This is a genomic window from Pseudomonas sp. PDM24, from assembly GCF_019218905.1.
Taxonomy (GTDB): Bacteria; Pseudomonadota; Gammaproteobacteria; order Pseudomonadales; family Pseudomonadaceae; genus Aquipseudomonas.
This window is the reverse complement of the sequence record NZ_JAHUWR010000009.1, coordinates 223,478-243,266: the sequence shown is the minus strand read 5'-3', so window position 1 is coordinate 243,266 and position 19,789 is coordinate 223,478. Positions and strand designations below refer to the sequence as shown.

At 58.8% G+C, this 19,789-nt stretch carries 19 protein-coding genes; 14 read left to right on the top strand and 5 right to left on the bottom strand.

From position 1 onward, the window contains the following. Positions 1 to 32: 32 nt before the first annotated feature. Positions 33 to 323, bottom strand: a complete 291-nt coding sequence (locus KW837_RS25915; protein WP_007898515.1) for a hypothetical protein — start codon at positions 321 to 323, stop codon at positions 33 to 35. Positions 324 to 728: 405 nt separating this feature from the next. On the opposite strand from KW837_RS25915, the gene argF reads away from it, so the two are divergent. After that, the gene (argF, locus tag KW837_RS25910) at positions 729 to 1,649 is read left to right on the top strand and encodes an ornithine carbamoyltransferase (protein ID WP_032830187.1); all 921 of its coding nucleotides are present in this window, start codon (positions 729 to 731) and stop codon (positions 1,647 to 1,649) included. After that, positions 1,646 to 2,755 (top strand): ABC transporter ATP-binding protein, encoded by a 1,110-nt coding sequence (locus KW837_RS25905; protein ID WP_218399014.1) that lies wholly within the window; start codon positions 1,646 to 1,648, stop codon positions 2,753 to 2,755. Before argF ends, KW837_RS25905 begins: the two co-directional genes overlap by 4 nt. Positions 2,756 to 2,865: 110 nt before the next feature. Here KW837_RS25905 and KW837_RS25900 read toward each other — a convergent pair whose 3' ends face one another. Continuing rightward, complete coding sequence (locus KW837_RS25900) at positions 2,866 to 3,648, bottom strand: PhzF family phenazine biosynthesis protein (protein WP_218399013.1); 783 nt, start codon at positions 3,646 to 3,648, stop codon at positions 2,866 to 2,868. Between the two features lie 110 nt (positions 3,649 to 3,758). After that, positions 3,759 to 4,229 (bottom strand): Cys-tRNA(Pro) deacylase, encoded by a 471-nt coding sequence (ybaK, locus tag KW837_RS25895; RefSeq protein WP_218399012.1) that lies wholly within the window; start codon positions 4,227 to 4,229, stop codon positions 3,759 to 3,761. A 371-nt stretch (positions 4,230 to 4,600) separates the two neighbouring features. Between ybaK and KW837_RS25890 the strand changes: the two genes are divergently transcribed. The 11 genes from KW837_RS25890 (at position 4,601) to KW837_RS25840 (ending at position 17,209) form a co-directional block, all read left to right on the top strand. Continuing rightward, positions 4,601 to 5,452, top strand: coding sequence for an MIP/aquaporin family protein (locus tag KW837_RS25890; RefSeq protein WP_123500668.1), 852 nt, complete (start codon positions 4,601 to 4,603; stop codon positions 5,450 to 5,452). A gap of 76 nt (positions 5,453 to 5,528) precedes the next feature. Next, positions 5,529 to 7,034 (top strand): glycerol kinase GlpK, encoded by a 1,506-nt coding sequence (glpK, locus tag KW837_RS25885; protein ID WP_218399011.1) that lies wholly within the window; start codon positions 5,529 to 5,531, stop codon positions 7,032 to 7,034. A gap of 83 nt (positions 7,035 to 7,117) precedes the next feature. Continuing rightward, a complete protein-coding gene (locus tag KW837_RS25880; protein ID WP_007898523.1) occupies positions 7,118 to 7,873 on the top strand; it encodes a DeoR/GlpR family transcriptional regulator in 756 nt (251 codons plus the stop codon). Positions 7,874 to 8,198: 325 nt separating this feature from the next. Continuing rightward, positions 8,199 to 9,737, top strand: a complete 1,539-nt coding sequence (gene glpD, locus KW837_RS25875) for a glycerol-3-phosphate dehydrogenase (RefSeq protein ID WP_218399010.1) — start codon at positions 8,199 to 8,201, stop codon at positions 9,735 to 9,737. Between the two features lie 426 nt (positions 9,738 to 10,163). After that, positions 10,164 to 11,078 (top strand): glutamate/aspartate ABC transporter substrate-binding protein, encoded by a 915-nt coding sequence (locus tag KW837_RS25870; RefSeq protein ID WP_123500663.1) that lies wholly within the window; start codon positions 10,164 to 10,166, stop codon positions 11,076 to 11,078. Positions 11,079 to 11,271: 193 nt separating this feature from the next. After that, positions 11,272 to 12,018: an amino acid ABC transporter permease gene (locus tag KW837_RS25865; protein WP_008069477.1), complete on the top strand. Its 747-nt coding sequence runs from the start codon at positions 11,272 to 11,274 to the stop codon at positions 12,016 to 12,018. Next, a complete protein-coding gene (locus tag KW837_RS25860; protein WP_008069476.1) occupies positions 12,018 to 12,689 on the top strand; it encodes an amino acid ABC transporter permease in 672 nt (223 codons plus the stop codon). Before KW837_RS25865 ends, KW837_RS25860 begins: the two co-directional genes overlap by 1 nt. After that, positions 12,686 to 13,420 (top strand): amino acid ABC transporter ATP-binding protein, encoded by a 735-nt coding sequence (locus KW837_RS25855; RefSeq protein WP_008069475.1) that lies wholly within the window; start codon positions 12,686 to 12,688, stop codon positions 13,418 to 13,420. The genes KW837_RS25860 and KW837_RS25855 overlap by 4 nt, the downstream gene beginning before the upstream one ends. A gap of 224 nt (positions 13,421 to 13,644) precedes the next feature. Next, the gene (locus tag KW837_RS25850; RefSeq protein ID WP_192345596.1) at positions 13,645 to 15,546 is read left to right on the top strand and encodes a sensor histidine kinase; all 1,902 of its coding nucleotides are present in this window, start codon (positions 13,645 to 13,647) and stop codon (positions 15,544 to 15,546) included. Further along, positions 15,543 to 16,871 (top strand): sigma-54 dependent transcriptional regulator, encoded by a 1,329-nt coding sequence (locus KW837_RS25845; protein ID WP_218399009.1) that lies wholly within the window; start codon positions 15,543 to 15,545, stop codon positions 16,869 to 16,871. Before KW837_RS25850 ends, KW837_RS25845 begins: the two co-directional genes overlap by 4 nt. An 8-nt stretch (positions 16,872 to 16,879) precedes the next feature. Further along, the gene (locus tag KW837_RS25840) at positions 16,880 to 17,209 is read left to right on the top strand and encodes a GlpM family protein (RefSeq protein ID WP_177318853.1); all 330 of its coding nucleotides are present in this window, start codon (positions 16,880 to 16,882) and stop codon (positions 17,207 to 17,209) included. A 96-nt stretch (positions 17,210 to 17,305) separates the two neighbouring features. Here the strand turns inward: KW837_RS25840 and KW837_RS25835 are convergent, their stop codons facing one another. Both KW837_RS25835 and KW837_RS25830 read right to left on the bottom strand, forming a co-directional pair. Further along, complete coding sequence (locus KW837_RS25835; RefSeq protein ID WP_218399008.1) at positions 17,306 to 18,214, bottom strand: hypothetical protein; 909 nt, start codon at positions 18,212 to 18,214, stop codon at positions 17,306 to 17,308. Then, on the bottom strand, positions 18,211 to 18,906 hold the full coding sequence (locus KW837_RS25830) for a hypothetical protein (protein ID WP_192345594.1): 696 nt from the start codon (positions 18,904 to 18,906) through the stop codon (positions 18,211 to 18,213). The genes KW837_RS25835 and KW837_RS25830 overlap by 4 nt, the downstream gene beginning before the upstream one ends. 402 nt (positions 18,907 to 19,308) lie before the next feature. On the opposite strand from KW837_RS25830, the gene KW837_RS25825 reads away from it, so the two are divergent. Further along, positions 19,309 to 19,665, top strand: a complete 357-nt coding sequence (locus KW837_RS25825) for a DUF6124 family protein (RefSeq protein ID WP_218399007.1) — start codon at positions 19,309 to 19,311, stop codon at positions 19,663 to 19,665. The last annotated feature ends 124 nt before the right edge of the window (positions 19,666 to 19,789 follow it).

Here is a 19,789-nt window from a genome sequence, read left to right as displayed (position 1 = left end):
CGACTATCAGGCCAGCCGATGGCAGCAAGGGATCAGTTCGATGGCAGACTCGGCGGCGCCTGCAACTGGATCTCCTCGATGGTTTCGATCTGCTCATGGGCAACATGCACGCCGGTGAGCTCGCCGATCAGTCGCCAATGTTCGTCGAGCCCGGCGCTGACGGTCGCCATGCGGTCGATCATGCGCCGGCCAGCTACCTTCGTGACTTCGTCTTCACTGCGCAACAGCTCGAAAGACATCGAGGTCATGGAAGCAGTGAGGTGGGTCAGGGAGCGGGCCGTAAGGCCGAGTAGCTCCATCAACAGCTGTTCTTTCGATTCCATTCCAAGGGCTTCCTGCGTCGCTCGTGCTCTAGTTATAACCCAGCACTTTGCTTTAGCAAATGTTTCGGACAAGACACAATGCCCGCCAAAGGCCCGAATGACAGGTCAAAAACCGACCGTCAGCGTGTCGCCCGCGCCCTGTTTGATTGCCAAGCCCGGCGAGCCCGGTGTACAAATGGTTGGCTGCTGTCAGGAAACAGGCTTCAAAAGCGCTACTGCGGTCACCCGTAGCCCCTCTGAAATCCTCTAAACACCGTAGCCCATTGGAAAAACGCGACATTTAATGTCAATATCGCGCCTTCCCCTATTTCGTCGCCCCGTGCGGCTTACGCCGCAGGTCTCGCCCGTTTTTCAGTTAAACAAGGCTTTGAGTATCTGCGGTCTGTTGCAAAAAGGTAGTCAATGATGAGCGCAAGGCACTTTCTCTCCCTGATGGATTGCACGCCCGAAGAGCTGGTCAGCGTGATCCGTCGAGGCGTTGAGCTCAAGGACCTGCGTAACCGCGGCGTACTGTTCGAGCCTTTGAAAAACCGCGTCCTGGGGATGATTTTCGAGAAGTCCTCGACCCGCACCCGCATCTCGTTCGAAGCCGGCATGATCCAGCTCGGCGGCCAGGCGATATTCCTGTCGCCACGCGACACCCAATTGGGTCGCGGCGAGCCGATCGGCGACTGCGCCATCGTCATGTCGAGCATGCTCGATGCGGTGATGATCCGTACCTTTGCCCACAGCACCCTGACCGAATTCGCCGCCAATTCCCGCGTGCCGGTGATCAATGGCCTGTCCGATGACCTGCACCCCTGCCAATTGCTGGCCGACATGCAAACCTTCCTCGAACACCGTGGTTCGATTCAAGGCAAGACCGTGGCCTGGATCGGCGATGGCAACAACATGTGCAACAGCTATATAGAAGCGGCGATCCAGTTCGACTTCCAGTTGCGCATCGCCTGCCCGGAAGGTTACGAACCCAACCCTGAGTTCGTGGCTAAAGCCGGCGATCGGGTGACCATCGTCCGCGACCCGCAGGAAGCCGTGCGCGGCGCGCACCTGGTGAGCACCGACGTCTGGACCTCCATGGGCCAGGAAGAGGAAACCGCCAAGCGCCTGAAGTTGTTCGCACCGTTCCAGGTCAACCGTGCCCTGCTCGACCTGGCCGCGCCGGACGTGCTGTTCATGCATTGCCTGCCGGCCCACCGTGGTGAGGAAATCAGCCTCGACCTGCTCGACGACTCGCGTTCGGTGGCCTGGGATCAAGCCGAAAACCGTCTTCATGCACAAAAGGCCTTGCTCGAATTCCTCGTCCCGCCTTCGTACCACCACGCATGAGCCAGCCATTACTGCTGAACCTGCGCAACCTGGCCTGCGGTTATCAAAACCAGCGGGTTGTGCAGAACCTCAACCTGCATTTGAATGCTGGGGATATCGGTTGCCTGCTGGGGTCTTCGGGCTGCGGCAAAACCACCACCCTGCGGGCGATTGCCGGCTTTGAACCGGTGCACGAAGGTGAAATCCAGTTGGCGGGCGAGACCATCTCCAGCGCCGGTTTCACCCTTGCCCCGGAGAAGCGCCGGATCGGCATGGTGTTTCAGGATTACGCACTGTTTCCGCATTTGAGCGTGGCCGAGAACATCGCTTTCGGGATCCGCAAGCATCCGCAAAAGGATCGCATCACCGAAGAGCTGCTCGAACTGGTCAACCTGAAAAACCTCGGCAAGCGCTTCCCCCATGAGCTGTCCGGTGGCCAGCAGCAACGTGTGGCGTTGGCCCGCGCCCTGGCGCCGGAACCGCAACTGCTGTTGCTCGACGAACCGTTCTCTAACCTCGACGGCGAATTGCGACGCAAGCTCAGTCATGAAGTACGCGCCATTCTCAAGGCGCGCGGCACCAGTGCAATCCTGGTGACCCACGATCAGGAAGAAGCCTTCGCGGTCAGTGACCACGTGGGCGTTTTCAAGGAAGGTCGCCTGGAGCAGTGGGACACGCCCTACAACCTCTATCACGAACCCCTGACGCCATTCGTGGCCAGTTTCATTGGCCAGGGTTACTTCATTCGCGGCCAGTTGAGCAGCCCGGAGTCGGTGCAGACCGAGTTGGGTGAATTGCGCGGCAACCGTGCCTACACCTGGCCGATCGGTTGTGCTGTGGATGTGTTGTTGCGTCCGGACGATATCGTCTATGCGCCGGACAGCCCACTAAGGGCACAGATTATTGGCAAGAGCTTCCAGGGGGCATCGACTCTGTACCGCTTGCAGTTGTCTACGGGCGCGCAGCTGGAGTCGATTTTCCCGAGTCATGCTGATCATCTGGTCGGTGCTGAAGTAGGCATTCGGGTGGCGGCTGAACACTTGGTGCTGTTCCAGGCGAACGGCAGCACGGCGGCGCAGATACCGGTGATCGAATCCGGTGTTCGGCGGTACAGCACCGCCAGCTGACACCAGAATCTGTAGGAGCGAGGCTTGCCCGCGAAGGCGTCGTGCCAGTCAATGATGATGTCGACTGACACGACACCTTCGCTGGCAAGCCTCGCTCCTACAAAAAAAAATCATCCGAGCATTAATTTGCCGCTCGCAACCAGCGTTGCATTCCCGCCAATACTGACCCGATCCCCTTCCATCTGGCAGAACAACTCCCCGCCTCGCGCCGAACACTGATAAGCCGTCAGACTCGACTTGCTCAAGCGTTCCGACCAATACGGAATCAGGCTGCAATGGGTCGACCCGGTCACTGGGTCTTCGTTGATGCCGATTGCCGGGGCAAAGTATCGCGACACAAAATCATGCTTGTTGCCCTTGGCCGTCACAATGGCGCCCAGCCACGGCAGCTTTGCCAGCGCAACCATGTCCGGCTGACAATCGAGCACCGCTCGCTCGGACTCCAGCACCACGAACAATTCTTTCGAACCCAGCACTTCGACTGTTTTCACACCCAAGGCGCGCTCGATATCCAGGGTCACGCCCACTTCTGTCGGCACGATGGCCGGGAAATCCAGCCACAAGCGCTCGCCCTCACGACTGACACTCAGCGGGCCGGACTTGCAGATGAAGTCCAGTCGCTCGACCGGTTCCTTATAGATTTCAAACAGAACATAGGCGCTGGCCAGGGTCGCATGGCCGCATAACGGGACTTCGGTGGTGGGGGTAAACCAGCGAATGTGCCAGACAGGACCCTCACGCACCAGAAACGCGGTTTCGGCGAGGTTGTGTTCGGCGGCGATTTTTTGCATTAACTCATCGTCGAGCCAGGTATCGAGCCGGTACACCATCGCCGGGTTGCCACTGAACGGCCGATCACTGAACGCGTCCACCTGATGAAACTCTAGCTGCATGCCATTTCTCCCTTTTTCAGGTCGACGAGCATGAAGCCACGAAGAGCCCTTCACCAGTGACAGAACGAATCAATTTCCACCATACAGGCTGAACGCCCGAGGCCTTCTGTTCAGGGGCGACCGATATCGGCGAACTTCGCCTGGGTGTGTTCGGCCAACACAGCGGGCGCCAGTTCCACTTCCAGTCCACGCCGTCCGGCGCTGACGAAGATGCTGGAAAAAGGCTGAGCCGAACGATCAATAAAGGTACGCAGACGCTTCTTCTGCCCGAGTGGACTGATGCCGCCTAACAGATAACCTGTCGAGCGCTGTGCAGCTGCGGGATCGGCCATTTCGACTTTCTTTACGCCAGCGGCCTGCGCCAGCGCCTTCAAATCCAGACTTCCGACGACCGGCACCACTGCCACCAACAATTCCCCCTTTTCGCTGGCCGCCAGCAATGTCTTGAACACCTGCGCCGGGTCCAACCCCAGTTTTTCCGCGGCCTCCAGACCATAGGACGCTGCCTTCGGATCATGTTCGTAACTGTGCACGCGATGTTCGGCACGAACTTTTTTCAACAAATCCAATGCGGGGGTCATGGCAGCTCCAAGCTTGGCGGCAGAAGAAAAAATACTGCGCAGGATTCTAGGTCATTGATCGATAAAAGGCTCTATTACAACGCTATTTCAAAAGCTTTGCCGGGCTACTGTGCCGTTCGTCCACGGTCGGCCTGCCTGATGAACGATGCGGTCATTCACGTGACTAATAGTTGAAATGTGACCGACAGTTCACTTTCGACCTTTGACAGCAGCGTTTCTTGTCTATATTTTTTCGAATCTGAATACTGTACGAATGTCTCACCGCAGCACCCAGCAGTAAGCCGAACACAGGATGGGGATCCTGCCTCGGTGAAAATCGCGCTTTGACTTTGATCAAAAAGCGCCAGACAACAACAAAAAAGAGGTTTTCAATGACAACTGCTTTACAACAACCGTCGCTCTCGAGCCAATGCATGGCCGAGTTTCTGGGTACTGCACTGCTCATCTTTTTCGGTACCGGCTGCGTTGCCGCGCTCAAGGTGGCGGGTGCCAGCTTCGGACTGTGGGAAATCAGCATCATCTGGGGGGTGGGCGTCAGCATGGCGATCTACCTCACCGCCGGCGTTTCCGGCGCGCACCTCAATCCTGCCGTGAGTATCGCGCTGAGCATTTTCGCTGACTTCGAAAAGCGCAAACTGCCTTTCTATATCTTCTCTCAGGTGGCCGGCGCCTTTTGCGGGGCCTTGTTGGTTTACACGCTGTACAGCAACCTTTTCTTCGATTTCGAACAAACTCACCAAATGGTTCGTGGCACCCAGGCCAGCCTTGAATTGGCGTCGGTGTTCTCCACTTTCCCGAACCCTGCCCTGACCACTGCCCAGGCCTTTTTGGTTGAAGTGATCATCACCGCCATATTGATGGGCGTGATCATGTCGTTGACCGATGACAACAACGGTCTGCCCAAAGGGCCACTGGCGCCGTTGCTGATCGGCCTGCTGATTGCCGTGATTGGTAGCTCGATGGGCCCGTTGACCGGTTTCGCGATGAACCCGGCCCGAGACTTCGGTCCTAAACTGATGACTTTCTTCGCCGGCTGGGGTGAAATTTCCTTCACTGGCGGGCGCGATATCCCGTACTTCCTGATCCCGATTTTTGCACCGATTGTCGGTGCCTGCCTCGGTGCTGCAGCTTATCGCGGGCTGATTGCCCGTCATCTGCCCAGCGCCATACCTGCTACAAAGGATGCAGTACCGGCCATTGACGGCAAACCAAGAACGTCTTGAAACCGTTGGCGCGTGATCCTGCCCATGGGGTGCCGCGCCTGACCTCACTTCCTAATTTTCGTCCAAGGCAATCGACATGACCGACATACAGAATAAGAACTACATCATTGCCCTCGATCAGGGTACGACCAGCTCCCGCGCGATCATTTTCGACCGTGACGCGAACGTGGTCTGCACCGCCCAGCGCGAATTCGCGCAGCATTACCCGCAAGCCGGTTGGGTCGAACATGACCCGATGGAAATCTTCGCCACCCAAAGCGCCGTGATGGTCGAGGCCCTGGCTCAAGCCGGCCTGCATCACGATCAGGTCGCAGCCATCGGCATCACCAACCAGCGCGAAACCACCGTGGTCTGGGACAAGACCACCGGCCGCCCGATCTACAACGCGATCGTCTGGCAGTGCCGGCGCAGCACCGAAATCTGCCAACAGCTCAAGCGCGATGGTCACGAGCAATACATCAGCGACACCACTGGCCTGGTCACCGATCCGTACTTCTCTGGCACCAAGCTCAAGTGGATCCTCGACAACGTCGAAGGCAGCCGTGAACGTGCGCGCAAGGGTGAACTGCTGTTCGGCACCGTAGACAGCTGGCTGATCTGGAAATTTACCGGCGGTAAAGTACACGTCACCGACTACACCAACGCCTCGCGCACCATGCTCTTCAACATCCACACGCTGGAGTGGGACGCGAAGATGCTGGAAGTCCTCGACATCCCGCGCGAGATGCTGCCGGAAGTTAAATCCTCGTCCGAAATCTACGGCCACACCAAAAGTGGCATCGCCATTGGCGGTATCGCCGGCGACCAGCAGGCGGCCCTCTTCGGCCAAATGTGCGTCGAGCCAGGCCAGGCGAAAAACACCTATGGCACCGGTTGCTTCCTGCTGATGAACACCGGCGACAAAGCGGTGAAATCCAAACACGGCATGCTCACCACCATCGCTTGCGGCCCGCGTGGCGAAGTGGCCTACGCCCTGGAAGGCGCGGTATTCAACGGTGGCTCCACCGTGCAGTGGTTGCGTGACGAGTTGAAAATCATCAACGACGCCCACGACACCGAATACTTTGCCAACAAGGTCAAGGACAGCAACGGTGTGTACCTGGTGCCAGCCTTCACCGGTCTGGGCGCTCCCTACTGGGACCCGTATGCCCGTGGCGCATTGTTCGGCCTGACGCGCGGCGTACGCGTGGATCACATCATTCGTGCCGCGCTGGAGTCGATTGCCTACCAGACCCGCGACGTCCTGGACGCCATGCAGCAGGATTCCGGCGAACGCCTCAAGTCCCTGCGCGTGGACGGCGGCGCAGTCGCGAACAACTTCCTGATGCAATTCCAGGCCGACATTCTCGGGACGCAGGTCGAGCGTCCGAAAATGCGCGAAACCACCGCGTTGGGCGCGGCTTACCTGGCGGGTCTGGCGTGCGGCTTCTGGGGCAGCCTGGACGAGTTGCGCGGCAAGGCAGTGATCGAGCGCGAGTTCGAACCGACACTGGACGAAACCGCGAAGGAAAAACTCTACGCCGGCTGGAAAAAAGCGGTCAGCCGCACTCGTGATTGGGAACCGCATGAGGGTGCTGAATAAGCCAAGGTCGGGTTCTAACTGGTAGGGAGCAGATTCCTGCGGCATCATGGGCAAATTTTGCACGGCAGCCCAAAGGAAGCCCCATGAATCTGCCTCCCCGTCAGCAGCAAATCCTCGAACTGGTCCGCGAACGCGGCTATGTCAGCATCGAGGAAATGGCCCAGCTGTTCGTCGTTACACCGCAAACCATCCGCCGCGATATCAATCAACTGGCGGAAGTCAATCTGTTGCGCCGCTACCACGGCGGCGCAGCCTACGACTCCAGCGTCGAAAACACTGCCTACGCCATGCGCGCCGATCAGATGCGCGATGAAAAACAGCGTATCGGCGAAGCCATTGCCGCTCAGATTCCCGATCACGCCTCGCTGTTCATCAACATCGGCACCACCACCGAATCCATCGCTCGGGCGCTGCTCAACCACAACCACCTGAAGATCATCACCAACAACCTGCATGTGGCCTCGATGCTCAGCGCCAAGGACGATTTCGACGTGCTGCTGACCGGTGGCAACGTGCGGCGTGACGGTGGCGTGGTCGGTCAGGCGAGTGTCGACTTCATTAACCAGTTCAAGGTCGACTTCGCCCTGGTCGGCATCAGCGGCATCGATGAAGACGGCAGTTTGCTGGACTTCGATTATCAGGAAGTGCGGGTATCCCAGGCGATCATTGCCAATGCCCGGCAGGTGATTTTGGCCGCCGACTCCAGCAAATTCGGGCGCAATGCCATGATTCGCCTGGGGCCGATCAGCCTGATCGATTGCCTGGTCACCGATCAGCAGCCCTCGCCAGCCTTGGCGCAGTTGCTAAGCCAGCACAAGATTCGGTTGGAGGTTGTTTAACCCCGAAGGTGGTTAAACAACCTGTAGGAGCCAGGCTTGCCGGCGAAGGCACCCTTGAGTACGACTTCGCCGGCAAGCCTGGCTCCTACAAGGATTGCGTAAACCTTGTGGGAGCGGGCTTGCCCGCGATGACGGCCGCATTCGCCACACACCTCTAGCGCTCCGCCGCACGTCTAAATGTTCGTAAATTTTCCTTTAACCGCCTTTCGATCAGTATTTTCAATCGAAGTTGACTGGCTGTGCGCGTCTTTATGGGCTAGTATTTTCGTAAATGAACATTAATGTTCGAATTCCAATATAGAAAATCAAAGCCCGAGGCCAGCCGATGCCCACTTCTACCTTGCCTACGCCCCCTCTCGCCGAGGTTTACGATATCGCCGTCATCGGTGGTGGGATCAATGGCGTGGGGATCGCAGCGGATGCCGCCGGTCGCGGTCTTGCGGTATTCCTTTGCGAAAAGGATGACCTGGCCAGCCACACTTCGTCCGCCAGCAGCAAGCTGATCCACGGCGGCCTGCGCTATCTCGAACATTACGAATTTCGCCTGGTGCGCGAAGCCCTCGCCGAGCGCGAAGTGCTGCTGGCCAAGGCGCCGCACATCGTCAAGCAGATGCGTTTCGTGCTGCCGCACCGCCCGCACCTGCGTCCGGCCTGGATGATCCGCGCCGGCCTGTTCCTTTATGACAATCTGGGCAAACGGGAAAAACTCGAAGGTTCGAAAAGCCTGAAGTTCGGCCCGGACAGTGCACTGAAAAGCGAAATCACCAAAGGCTTCGAATATTCCGATTGCTGGGTCGATGACGCACGCCTGGTCGTACTGAACGCCATGGCCGCCCGCGAGAAAGGCGCCCACGTTCACACCCAGACCCGCTGCGTCAGTGCCCGTCGCACCAAGGGCCTGTGGCATCTGAACCTGGAGCGTGCCGATGGCAGCCTGTTTTCGATCCGCGCCAAAGCGCTGGTCAATGCAGCCGGCCCGTGGGTCGCCAAGTTCATCCGTGATGACCTGAAGATGGAATCGCCGTATGGCATCCGTCTGATCCAGGGCAGCCACCTGATCGTGCCGAAGCTATATGAAGGCGAACACGCGCACATTCTGCAAAACGAAGATCAGCGCATCGTCTTCACCATTCCGTACCTGAATCACTTCACCCTGATCGGCACCACCGACCGTGAGTACACCGGTGACCCGGCGAAAGTCGCGATCACTGAAGGCGAAACCGATTACCTGCTCAAAGTGGTCAACGCCCACTTCAAGAAGCAAGTCAGCCGCGGCGACATCCTGCACAGCTATTCCGGTGTTCGTCCGCTGTGCAACGACGAATCCGACAACCCGTCGGCCGTTACTCGCGACTACACCCTGGCATTGTCGGGCAGTGGCGAAGAAGCGCCGTTGCTGTCGGTGTTCGGCGGCAAACTGACGACTTACCGCAAACTGGCCGAGTCGGCGCTGGCGCAACTGGCCCCTTACTTCGCGCACATCAAGCCGAGCTGGACGGCCAGCGCCACCCTGCCCGGCGGCGAAGACATGACCACCCCGCAGGCCTTGAGCTCGCGGATCCGCGACAAATTCGACTGGGTGCCCACCGAGATCGCCCGACGTTGGGCCACCACTTACGGCAGCCGCACCTGGCGCATGCTCGAAGGTGTGGAAAGCCTTAATGATCTGGGCGAACACATCGGCGGCGGTCTCTACACTCGCGAAGTTGATTACCTGTGCAGCGAAGAATGGGCGACCACCGCCCACGACATTCTGTGGCGCCGCACAAAGCTTGGGCTGTTCACTACCCCGGCGGAACAGCAGAAGCTCGAAGATTACCTGAACAAGCTCGAACAGAACCGCAGCAAGATCGAAGCGGCCTGATCGGGAATCCGGTGAAACGAAGCCCCTGAATCTCATGATTCAGGGGCTTTTTCATAACCCGCAAGACTGTAGGAGCGAGGCTTGCCCGCGAATGGATCACCGCGGTCTGCCTGGAGCACCGCGTTATCGTTCTTCGCGGGCAAGCCTCGCTCCTACAGGTTGAGGGGGATTCATTCGGTTTTCCGAACGCGACTTGCCAGTCGATTCGGTAAACCGGATCGCCCAATAGAAAATTCAGCGCCATAAATATTTAATAGCCTTATAAATCAATAGCTTGATCTATATCGCCTGGCCTGGCACGAGTCATGCTCTACACTCTTGGACGAATGTTCGTTGCGCCACCCCTTCAGGAGCCGGCAAGCATTCGAAGCACCAAAAAGGGCCGATGAACTGGCTCCATATAAAAACAATGTCGAGGAAAATTTGATGCGCATCGTTCCCCATCTCCTGGGCGCAGCCATTGCTGCCGCTCTGATTAGCACTCCAGTTTTCGCCGCCGAACTCACCGGCACACTGAAGAAGATCAAAGAGTCCGGCACCATCACCCTCGGGCATCGTGACGCTTCCATTCCGTTTTCCTACATCGCGGACGCTTCCGGCAAACCGGTTGGCTACTCCCACGATATCCAGCTGAAAATCGTCGAAGCCATCAAGAAAGACCTGGACATGCCCAACCTCCAGGTCAAATACAACCTGGTGACCTCGCAAACCCGTATCCCGCTGGTGCAAAACGGCACCGTGGACGTCGAGTGCGGCTCCACCACCAACAACGTCGAACGTCAGCAGCAAGTTGACTTCTCCGTCGGCATCTTCGAAATCGGCACCAAGCTGCTGGCCAAGAAAGATTCCCCATACAAAGACTTCGCCGACCTCAAAGGCAAGAACGTCGTGACCACCGCCGGCACCACGTCCGAGCGCATCCTCAAGTCGATGAACGCCGACAAGCAGATGGGCATGAACGTGATCTCCGCCAAAGACCATGGCGAGTCCTTCCAGATGCTGGAAACCGGCCGTGCCGTGGCTTTCATGATGGACGACGCCTTGCTGGCCGGTGAAATGGCCAAGGCCAAGAAGCCGACCGACTGGGCCGTGACCGGGACTGCGCAGTCCAATGAGATTTACGGTTGCATGGTTCGCAAAGGCGACGCGCCGTTCAAGAAAGCTGTCGACGACGCCATCATCGCGACCTACAAGTCCGGCGAGATCAACAAGATCTACGAAAAATGGTTCATGCAGCCAATTCCGCCAAAAGGCCTGAACCTGATGTTCCCGATGAGCGAAGAGCTCAAGGCCCTGATCGCCAATCCGACCGACAAAGCGGCTGACGAAAAGAAATCCTGATTTCTGACTAACCTTATCCCCTGAGAGAGCCTTTGCCCTTTCAGGGGTTGTCACTCCCTGCTGGCATTTTCTGGAAACACTCGAACCGGTGGCTGTCGAGCCGCTCGTGTGTGCCCGACCGTCACGGTTGGGCGGGAACGGAGCTTCCCCAGGCGGGCATTTGTACATCGAACGAATCCGAGGGGAGACCCTAATGAATTACAACTGGGACTGGGGCGTGTTCTTCAAGTCCACCGGCGTGGGCAGCGAGATTTATTTCGACTGGTACCTCTCCGGTTTGGGCTGGACCATCGCCATTGCCGTCGCAGCCTGGATCATCGCGCTGCTGCTGGGCTCGATTCTGGGCGTCATGCGCACGGTACCGAATCGCATCGTATCGGGCATCGCGACCTGCTACGTCGAACTCTTCCGTAACGTGCCGCTGCTGGTTCAGCTGTTCATCTGGTACTTCCTGGTGCCCGATCTGCTGCCTGCGGACATCCAGGAGTGGTACAAGCAGGATCTCAACCCCACCACTTCGGCGTTCCTCAGCGTCGTCGTGTGCCTGGGCCTGTTCACCACCGCTCGGGTTTGCGAACAAGTGCGCACCGGTATCCAGGCGCTGCCCCGCGGCCAGGAAGCCGCCGCTCGCGCCATGGGTTTCAAGCTGCCGCAGATCTACTGGAACGTGCTGCTGCCCCAGGCTTACCGCATCATCATTCCGCCGCTTACCTCGGAATTTTTGAACGTATTCAAGAACTCCTCCGTCGCGTCGCTGATTGGCCTGATGGAGCTGCTCGCGCAGACCAAACAGACCGCCGAGTTCTCCGCCAACCTGTTCGAAGCCTTCACCCTGGCCACGCTGATCTACTTCACGCTGAACATGAGCCTGATGCTGCTGATGCGTTCGGTCGAGAAGAAAGTCGCCGTACCGGGCCTGATTTCCGTAGGGGGTAAATGATGGAATTCGACTTCTCGGGCATCATTCCGTCCCTGCCGGGTTTGTGGAACGGCATGATCATGACCCTCAAGCTGATGGCCCTGGGCGTGATCGGCGGGATCATCCTCGGCACGCTCCTGGCGCTGATGCGCTTGTCCCACAACAAACTGCTGTCGAACATCGCCGGCGCCTACGTTAACTACTTCCGCTCGATCCCGTTGCTGCTGGTCATCACCTGGTTCTACCTGGCGGTGCCGTTTGTATTACGCTGGATTACCGGCGAAGACACCCCGATCGGCGCGTTCGCCTCGTGCATCGTGGCCTTCATGATGTTCGAAGCCGCGTATTTCTGCGAAATCGTCCGGGCTGGCGTGCAGTCGATCCCCAAGGGTCAGATGGGCGCTGCCCAGGCGTTGGGCATGGAATACGGCCAGATGATGCGACTGATCATCCTGCCGCAAGCGTTTCGCAAGATGACCCCGTTGTTGCTGCAACAGAGCATCATCCTGTTCCAGGACACCTCGCTGGTGTATGCGGTGGGCCTGGTGGATTTCCTCAATGCCTCCCGTGCCAGTGGCGACATCATCGGTCGCTCCAATGAGTTCCTGATCTTCGCAGGTCTCACGTACTTCACAATCAGCTTTGCCGCCTCGCTGCTGGTCAAGCGTCTGCAAAAAAGGTTTGCCGTATGATCTCTATCAAGAATGTCAACAAGTGGTATGGCGACTTCCAGGTACTGACTGACTGCAGCACCGAGGTCAAAAAAGGCGAAGTGATTGTGGTGTGCGGGCCGTCCGGTTCCGGCAAATCCACCCTGATCAAATGCGTCAACGCCCTGGAACCGTTCCAGAAAGGCGACGTGATAGTCGATGGCACATCCATCGCCGACCCGAAGACCAACCTGCCGAAACTGCGTTCGCGCGTGGGCATGGTGTTCCAGCATTTCGAACTGTTCCCGCACCTGAGCATCATGGACAACCTGACCATCGCACAGGTCAAGGTGTTGGGTCGCAGCAAGGAAGAGGCTTCCAAGAAAGCCCTGCAACTGCTCGAACGCGTAGGCCTCTCCGCCCATGCCAAAAAGCACCCGGGCCAACTCTCCGGTGGTCAGCAACAGCGTGTGGCGATTGCCCGTGCGCTGGCGATGGACCCGATCGTCATGCTGTTCGACGAACCGACCTCGGCGCTGGACCCGGAAATGGTCAACGAAGTACTCGACGTGATGGTGCAACTGGCCCACGAAGGCATGACCATGATGTGCGTGACCCATGAAATGGGCTTTGCGCGCAAAGTGGCCGACCGGGTGATCTTCATGGACCAGGGCAAGATCATCGAAGACTGCAAGAAAGAAGAGTTCTTCGGCGACATCACCGCCCGCTCCGACCGCGCGCAGCATTTCCTCGAGAAGATTCTGCAGCACTAAACATCGGACGCCGCTCCCCAACCAATGTGGGGGCGGACTTGTGTGGGAGTGAACCGCTTTTCGTAGGAGCCAGGCTTGCCGGCGAAAGCGCACTTAAGAACGCCTTCGCCGGCAAGCCTGGCTCCTACGGGATCCGATCGGGTTTGCCCCCACCACACACCGCTCCCACAGGGGGCCTGTGGGTATATGGATATTTGTGTTGTGGTTGACCCAAGGCATCTGTGATGAAATGCGACTCCACTCTCTATCGCGCCGCGCCGCCATCACTCGCCGTGAAACCCCGTTTGATTCGCCATCTGTTCCTGCCGCCACTGGTCATCGCCCTGATGATCGGATTGGGTTACATCGGCTTCTGGGTCAGTGAACATTACGGAATTCGCAGCCTTAGCGAGAATGGCCAGCGTCAGTTGGAACTGCACGCTCGCGCCGTCGAGAGCGAGATCAGCAAGTACACCTACCTGCCCAGCCTGCTGGAACTCGAATCCAGTGTTTCAAAGCTGTTGGCCGACCCGTCTCCGGAACTCCGGCAGACGGTCAACGAATACCTTGAAGGCCTGAACCGGCGCAGCCGCAGTCGGGCCATTTATGTGATGGACACCACCGGTCGCGTACTGGCCACCAGCAACTGGCGCGATGTCGACAGTTATCTGGGTGAAGACCTGTCCTTCCGCGCCTATTTCCAGAATGCCGTGCGCGGTCAGCCGGGGCGTTTCTACGGCATTGGCAGCACCAGTGGCGAACCCGGCTATTACCTGGCGCACGGGCTTGAAGAGCACGGCAAGATCATCGGCGTCGCCGTGGTCAAGGTCCGCCTCGAAGCCATGGAAGAACGCTGGCAGCGTGCGCGTCTGGAAGCCTTCGTCAGCGACGAGAACGGCATCATCATTCTCTCCAGCGATCCGGCGCGGCGGCTTAAATCGGTTGTGCCATTGAGCGAAGAAACCAAGGAAAAACTGGCCCGTAGCCTGCAGTACTACTGGTTTCCGCTGAATGAACTGCAACCGCTGGCGCGGGAGAAGCTCGCCGAAGGCGAGGAAAAACTGACCTTCCCCGCCAACAGCGAATTGATGTCCGATGAAGAGAACATCAGCTACCTCTCGCAAACCCGGCCGCTGAGCGACACCCCATGGAATTTCACCCTGCTCACTCCCCTGCAGGATCTGCGGCGTGAAGCGATCAATCAGGGGATTCTGGTGGCGGTGGCGTTTGCCCTGGTGGCGTTTCTGCTGATCGCCTGGAATGAGCGGCGCAAGGTGATCGCCACCCGCCTCGCGGCGCGGGAAGCCTTGCAGGAAGCCAACAATCAACTGGAGCGTCGGATTACCGAACGCACCACCGACCTGCGTGCCAGCAACGAACGACTCAAGGGTCAGATCCGTGAACGCCGGCAGGCGGAAGAGACGTTGCGCCGCGCCCAGGATGAACTGGTCCAGGCCGGCAAACTGGCGGCCATCGGCCAGATGTCCACCAGCATCGCCCACGAATTGAACCAGCCGCTGGCCGCCTTGCGGACCTTGTCCGGCAATACCGTGCGCTTTCTGGAACGCGGTCAGCTGGATGTGGCCAGCACCAACCTCAAGACCATCAATGAACTGATCGACCGCATGGGCCGGATCACCGCCAGCCTGCGCTCCTTCGCCCGGCGCGGTGATGACAAGGGCCAGGCCAGTTTTGGCAAGGCTGTAGACGCCGCCCTGCAATTGCTGGGCGGCCGGATGGAAAGCGCGCACCTGCAATTGCACCGCGACCTTGAAGACGTACAGGTGCAGATCGACCAGACCCGTCTGGAGCAGATTCTGGTCAACCTGATCGGCAACGCGCTCGACGCCATGCAGTCGCAGCCCCTGCCGGCGTTGTGGCTCGAAGGCGAGGAGTTCGATGGCAAGTATCGTCTGCGGGTACGCGACAACGGCCACGGCATCGATGCCGAAGCGCGCAAGCATCTGTTCGAACCGTTCTTCACCACCAAACCGGGCGAACAAGGCCTGGGCCTCGGCCTGACGCTTTCCGCCAGCCTGGCCGCCGCCACTGGCGGGCATCTGGGTGTCGAACACCCGGCCAGTGGTGGTACCACCTTCGTTCTCAGTTTACCGTTGGTAAGCCCCACTCCCGCCGAGCCAATATGAACAACGACCTTAGTGTGCTGATCGTCGAAGACGACCCCCATGTCCTGCTCGGCTGCCAACAGGCGCTGACCCTGGAAGACATTCCCTGCGTGGGCGTCGGCAGCGCCGAAGAAGCGCTGGAACGGGTCGGCGATAACTTCGCCGGCATCGTCATCAGCGACATCCGCCTGCCGGGCATCGATGGCCTGGAACTGCTGACCCGGCTCAAGGCCCGCGATCGCAGCCTGCCGGTGGTGCTGATTACCGGCCATGGCGACATCTCCATGGCCGTTGGCGCGATGCAGAAAGGCGCCTACGACTTCATGGAGAAACCCTTCTCCCCGGAACGTCTGGTGGACGTCGCCCGCCGTGCGCTGGAGCAACGCAGCCTGGCGCGAGAAGTGTCGTCGTTACGTCGACAGCTGTTCGAGCGCGACTCCCTCGAAGGCCGGATCATCGGGCGCTCGCCGGCCATGCAGAACCTGCGAGAACTGATCGCCAACGTCGCCGATACCTCGGCCAACGTGCTGATCGAAGGCGAGACCGGTACCGGTAAAGAATTGGTTGCACGCTGCCTGCACGACTTCAGCCGTCGGCACACCAAACAGTTCGTCGCGCTGAACTGCGGTGGCCTGCCGGAGAACCTGTTCGAAAGTGAAATTTTCGGTCACGAGGCCAACGCCTTCACCGGTGCCGGCAAGCGTCGGATCGGCAAGATCGAGCACGCCGACGGCGGCACGCTGTTCCTCGATGAAGTGGAAAGCATGCCGCTGCCGTTGCAGATCAAACTGCTGCGGGTGTTGCAGGAACGCACTCTTGAACGCCTCGGCTCGAACCAGAGCGTGGCGGTGGATTGCCGGGTGATCGCCGCGACCAAGTCCGATCTGGATCAATCGAGCAAGGCCGGCGAGTTTCGCAGCGACCTGTATTACCGCCTGAACGTGGTAACCCTGGAACTGCCGCCGCTGCGCGAACGCCGCGAAGACATCCTGCAATTGTTCGAACACTTCCTGCAGCAGTCATCTTTGCGCTTCGACCGCGCGGTGCCGGAACTGGACAACCAGACCCTGTCGAACCTGATGAGCCACGACTGGCCAGGCAACGTGCGCGAATTGCGCAACGTCGCCGAGCGTTTCGCATTGGGCCTGCCGGCCTTCAAAAAAACCGGCGCCAGCGGCAGCAACCAGGGCCTGGCCTTCGCCGAAGCGGTGGAAGCCTTCGAACGCAACCTGCTCAGCGACGCCTTGCAGCGCAGCGGCGGCAACCTGACCCAGGCCAGCCAGGAACTGGGGATGGCCAAGACCACGCTGTTCGACAAAGTGAAGAAATACGGGTTGAGCCACTGATGGACCTGATATTCAAAGCAACCCTGGGCGCGGCGGTGGTAGTGATCCTCGCCATGTTGGCCAAGACCAAAAACTATTACATCGCCGGCCTGGTGCCGCTGTTTCCGACCTTTGCGCTGATCGCTCATTACATCGTCGGCAAGGGGCGTTCGCTGGATGATCTGAAAACCACCATCGTGTTTGGCATGTGGTCGATCATTCCGTACTTCGTCTACCTGGCGACCTTGTATGTGATGGTCGACCGGATGCGGCTGGAGGCTTCATTGGCGGTGGCGGCGGTGGCGTGGTTGATGGCGGCAACGGTGCTGGTGACGGTGTGGGTGCGCTTTCAATCCTGACCACAATTCCCTGTAGGAGCCAGGCTTGCCGGCGAAGGCGTCCTTGAGAGCGCCTTCGCCGGCAAGCCTGGCTCCTACAGAAAAGCGCATTGGGCATTACTGACCGTAAACCTTCTGCAACTGCGCTTGTGTCAACGCATCTTCAAACGGCACCGGCACTGACTTCACCGCCCCGTAGAGGTTGCGATAACGCCAATAGTTACCGTTGTTGGCCAGTTGATAACCACGCTCGACCACTCGCTGGCCATCAAGCACATATCGCAAGGTTTCCTGGGCTGCCGCTGGCGGTGCCGGCTGCATCAGGTCGGTGGACAAAACGCGCATCGATTCGTCGATACACTCGTCGAGCACCGCCGTGACCTTCGCCAGATCGAGGCTGCCGTCGTCGATGCACTGCTTGCCGCAGCGCCGAATCGGCTGGCTGACCACTTCGATCCGCATGCGATACAGCGCCGAACCGGCAATGTCCTGGACTTGCACCTGATTGATCAGCACGAAACTTCCGCGATCGGGAGTAAGCATCAGTTTGGGCTCAATCACCAGGCGCGCGGTGACCTGCCCTTCTCCCTGCTTGAACCCGGCCACTTGCGAAGCCTGTTGATAGCGCTTTTGCAGACGCTCCTGCAACGGAACGCCTGCAAGTAAGTCGGCCATCGGTCGCGCCTCCTTGAGCGCGGTTTTTTCCGCATCGTGCTGCAAGCTGCCGCTGCCCATTTGGGTGTTGATCAGGCTGGCGACCAACAGGCCGGCAAGCCCGGCAGTATTGCCCGAACTCGCCACCAGATTATGACTCGACGACGCAGCCTTCAAAGCCGCCTGGGAGTCGATCACGGTGCTGGCCCCCACAAAGGATGGCGGCAACTGCACATCGACTTTAAGCCCGTGGGCCTGGACGTAAGGCAAGGCACTCTGGTCCTTGAAACCGGCCTCGGGAGCCGGTTTTTGCGCACACCCCGTCAGCATCAGCAGGGCCAGCGCACCGGCCACGATGGGCAGACGCTTCATTGCGCGAACGGGGTAATCATTTGCTGACGGCTATTGTCCACAGCCTGATAGAACGCGTTGGACAGGTTGGTATAGGTCGGCTCGTCCCACTCGCCCTGGGCGGCTTGCGTAGCGACAAAGGGTTTGAACCACAGCAGTTTGTTGTCTGCCAGATCGATCACCATGCCCTGCCCGCCCACCTGCGCCATCGGCACGCTGGTCGGCACGATGCTGTAGTAGCTGCGGGTAGCGCCGGTGGCGTAAACATTCACCAGCAGCAGACGATCGACGCCGTAGGCGGCCTTGACCGGGGTCATGTCCCGCGTCATGTAACCTTCGCGGAAACTGGTTTCCTTATACATCTTCAGGTCGAACGGCTCGTTGATCCGCTTGGCTTTGTAACCCTTGGCCTGCAGCTTGGCGACAAGGACATCGGGCAAGGTATTGAGGTCGCCCACTTGCCATTTTTCGACGTTGTCACTGAGCTTGTTGTTAACGCCCTTGTTGATGGCGTAATCGAGAATCCCCTGATTGCCGGTCAACGCCAGCACCGGTTCCGGCACCACGGTGATCGCCACGCCAATAGTCGGCTCCTTGGCATCCCAGAATTGATGGTCCAGCGGTACGGGAGGTTGCACGTGAGCACAGCCAGTGAGGGCCAGGCAGGCGAGCAATGTCAGTGCCGCCCAAGTGCGTAGAGCGTGAAGAGTCATGGATCAAGTCCCTATGATTATTAACGATGTTGCCTATGTCGGCAGCGTCGGCAAAAACCGTAGTGGCACATTGATATATTTTTCGATTCGGCGGTTCTCAGTGGATTTCGAACGATACACTTGCAGGCACCGGGGTAGCAGCTATTGCAGTGTTCCCCCTGTGGGAGCGGGCTTGCTCGGGTAGAAACCGGAGACATCCTTTACGTTTTAAACCGGAGACATCGTTTACAGGTATGAAATACAGTCAGGCATTCGCCTGCACTTGATGGTGGCTGTGCGCATGGTGCCCTCGGGCGCGCCGGTTTTGACTGGTGGCCGGTCTACTAACTTGCGCACAGCTGCCTCCCCATTCCGTTTAGTAGCGAGATGAGTTGCAGCTCTACTAACAGGAGTACCAGTTCAATGTTCAAAATCACTCCAAACCCACCGGAAACCGACGACATTTCCCCGTACGAAACCCCGGGCTCCAAAAAGCTCAACGAAGCCGCCGACCGCGCCCTCGATTACTACCTCAAACCGGTCATTCCCAAAGACACCCCACGCAAACCCAGCACCCTTTACTTGGTCGCCCCCGACGCCAATGACGAAACCCTGCTGGTCAACGCCTGCGAATCGCTGGCGGCGGCGAGCGTGATGTTGAGTGATTTCGCGGGGCAGCTGAACGGCCCGCAACGCAACACCGTGCTCGGCATTCAGAACTCCGTCATGCTGGGTGAACTGGCGGTGAACCGGATGCTGGATAACTTCGTTCCAACGTAATTGGCGACCTGACTGACCAATGAGGTTCCACTAACACAGAAGCTCAAATGTGGGAGCGGGCTTGCTCGCGAAGACGGTGTGTCAGTCGACATCTGCTTTGACTGATACACCGCCTTCGCGAGCA

Excerpts from the sequence above, each read along its gene's own strand:
- KW837_RS25860 (WP_008069476.1), top strand. The coding sequence starts at position 12,018 with ATGGAATTCGACTTCTCGGGCATCATTCCGTCCCTGCCGGGTTTGTGG.
- KW837_RS25915 (WP_007898515.1), bottom strand. The coding sequence starts at position 323 with ATGGAATCGAAAGAACAGCTGTTGATGGAGCTACTCGGCCTTACGGCC.
- ybaK (WP_218399012.1), bottom strand. The coding sequence starts at position 4,229 with ATGACCCCCGCATTGGATTTGTTGAAAAAAGTTCGTGCCGAACATCGC.
- KW837_RS25865 (WP_008069477.1), top strand. The coding sequence starts at position 11,272 with ATGAATTACAACTGGGACTGGGGCGTGTTCTTCAAGTCCACCGGCGTG.
- KW837_RS25825 (WP_218399007.1), top strand. The coding sequence starts at position 19,309 with ATGTTCAAAATCACTCCAAACCCACCGGAAACCGACGACATTTCCCCG.
- KW837_RS25850 (WP_192345596.1), top strand. The coding sequence starts at position 13,645 with ATGAAATGCGACTCCACTCTCTATCGCGCCGCGCCGCCATCACTCGCC.
- KW837_RS25845 (WP_218399009.1), top strand. The coding sequence starts at position 15,543 with ATGAACAACGACCTTAGTGTGCTGATCGTCGAAGACGACCCCCATGTC.
- glpK (WP_218399011.1), top strand. The coding sequence starts at position 5,529 with ATGACCGACATACAGAATAAGAACTACATCATTGCCCTCGATCAGGGT.
- KW837_RS25855 (WP_008069475.1), top strand. The coding sequence starts at position 12,686 with ATGATCTCTATCAAGAATGTCAACAAGTGGTATGGCGACTTCCAGGTA.
- KW837_RS25880 (WP_007898523.1), top strand. The coding sequence starts at position 7,118 with ATGAATCTGCCTCCCCGTCAGCAGCAAATCCTCGAACTGGTCCGCGAA.
- KW837_RS25835 (WP_218399008.1), bottom strand. The coding sequence starts at position 18,214 with ATGAAGCGTCTGCCCATCGTGGCCGGTGCGCTGGCCCTGCTGATGCTG.
- argF (WP_032830187.1), top strand. The coding sequence starts at position 729 with ATGAGCGCAAGGCACTTTCTCTCCCTGATGGATTGCACGCCCGAAGAG.
- KW837_RS25890 (WP_123500668.1), top strand. The coding sequence starts at position 4,601 with ATGACAACTGCTTTACAACAACCGTCGCTCTCGAGCCAATGCATGGCC.
- KW837_RS25900 (WP_218399013.1), bottom strand. The coding sequence starts at position 3,648 with ATGCAGCTAGAGTTTCATCAGGTGGACGCGTTCAGTGATCGGCCGTTC.
- KW837_RS25870 (WP_123500663.1), top strand. The coding sequence starts at position 10,164 with ATGCGCATCGTTCCCCATCTCCTGGGCGCAGCCATTGCTGCCGCTCTG.
- KW837_RS25830 (WP_192345594.1), bottom strand. The coding sequence starts at position 18,906 with ATGACTCTTCACGCTCTACGCACTTGGGCGGCACTGACATTGCTCGCC.
- KW837_RS25905 (WP_218399014.1), top strand. The coding sequence starts at position 1,646 with ATGAGCCAGCCATTACTGCTGAACCTGCGCAACCTGGCCTGCGGTTAT.
- glpD (WP_218399010.1), top strand. The coding sequence starts at position 8,199 with ATGCCCACTTCTACCTTGCCTACGCCCCCTCTCGCCGAGGTTTACGAT.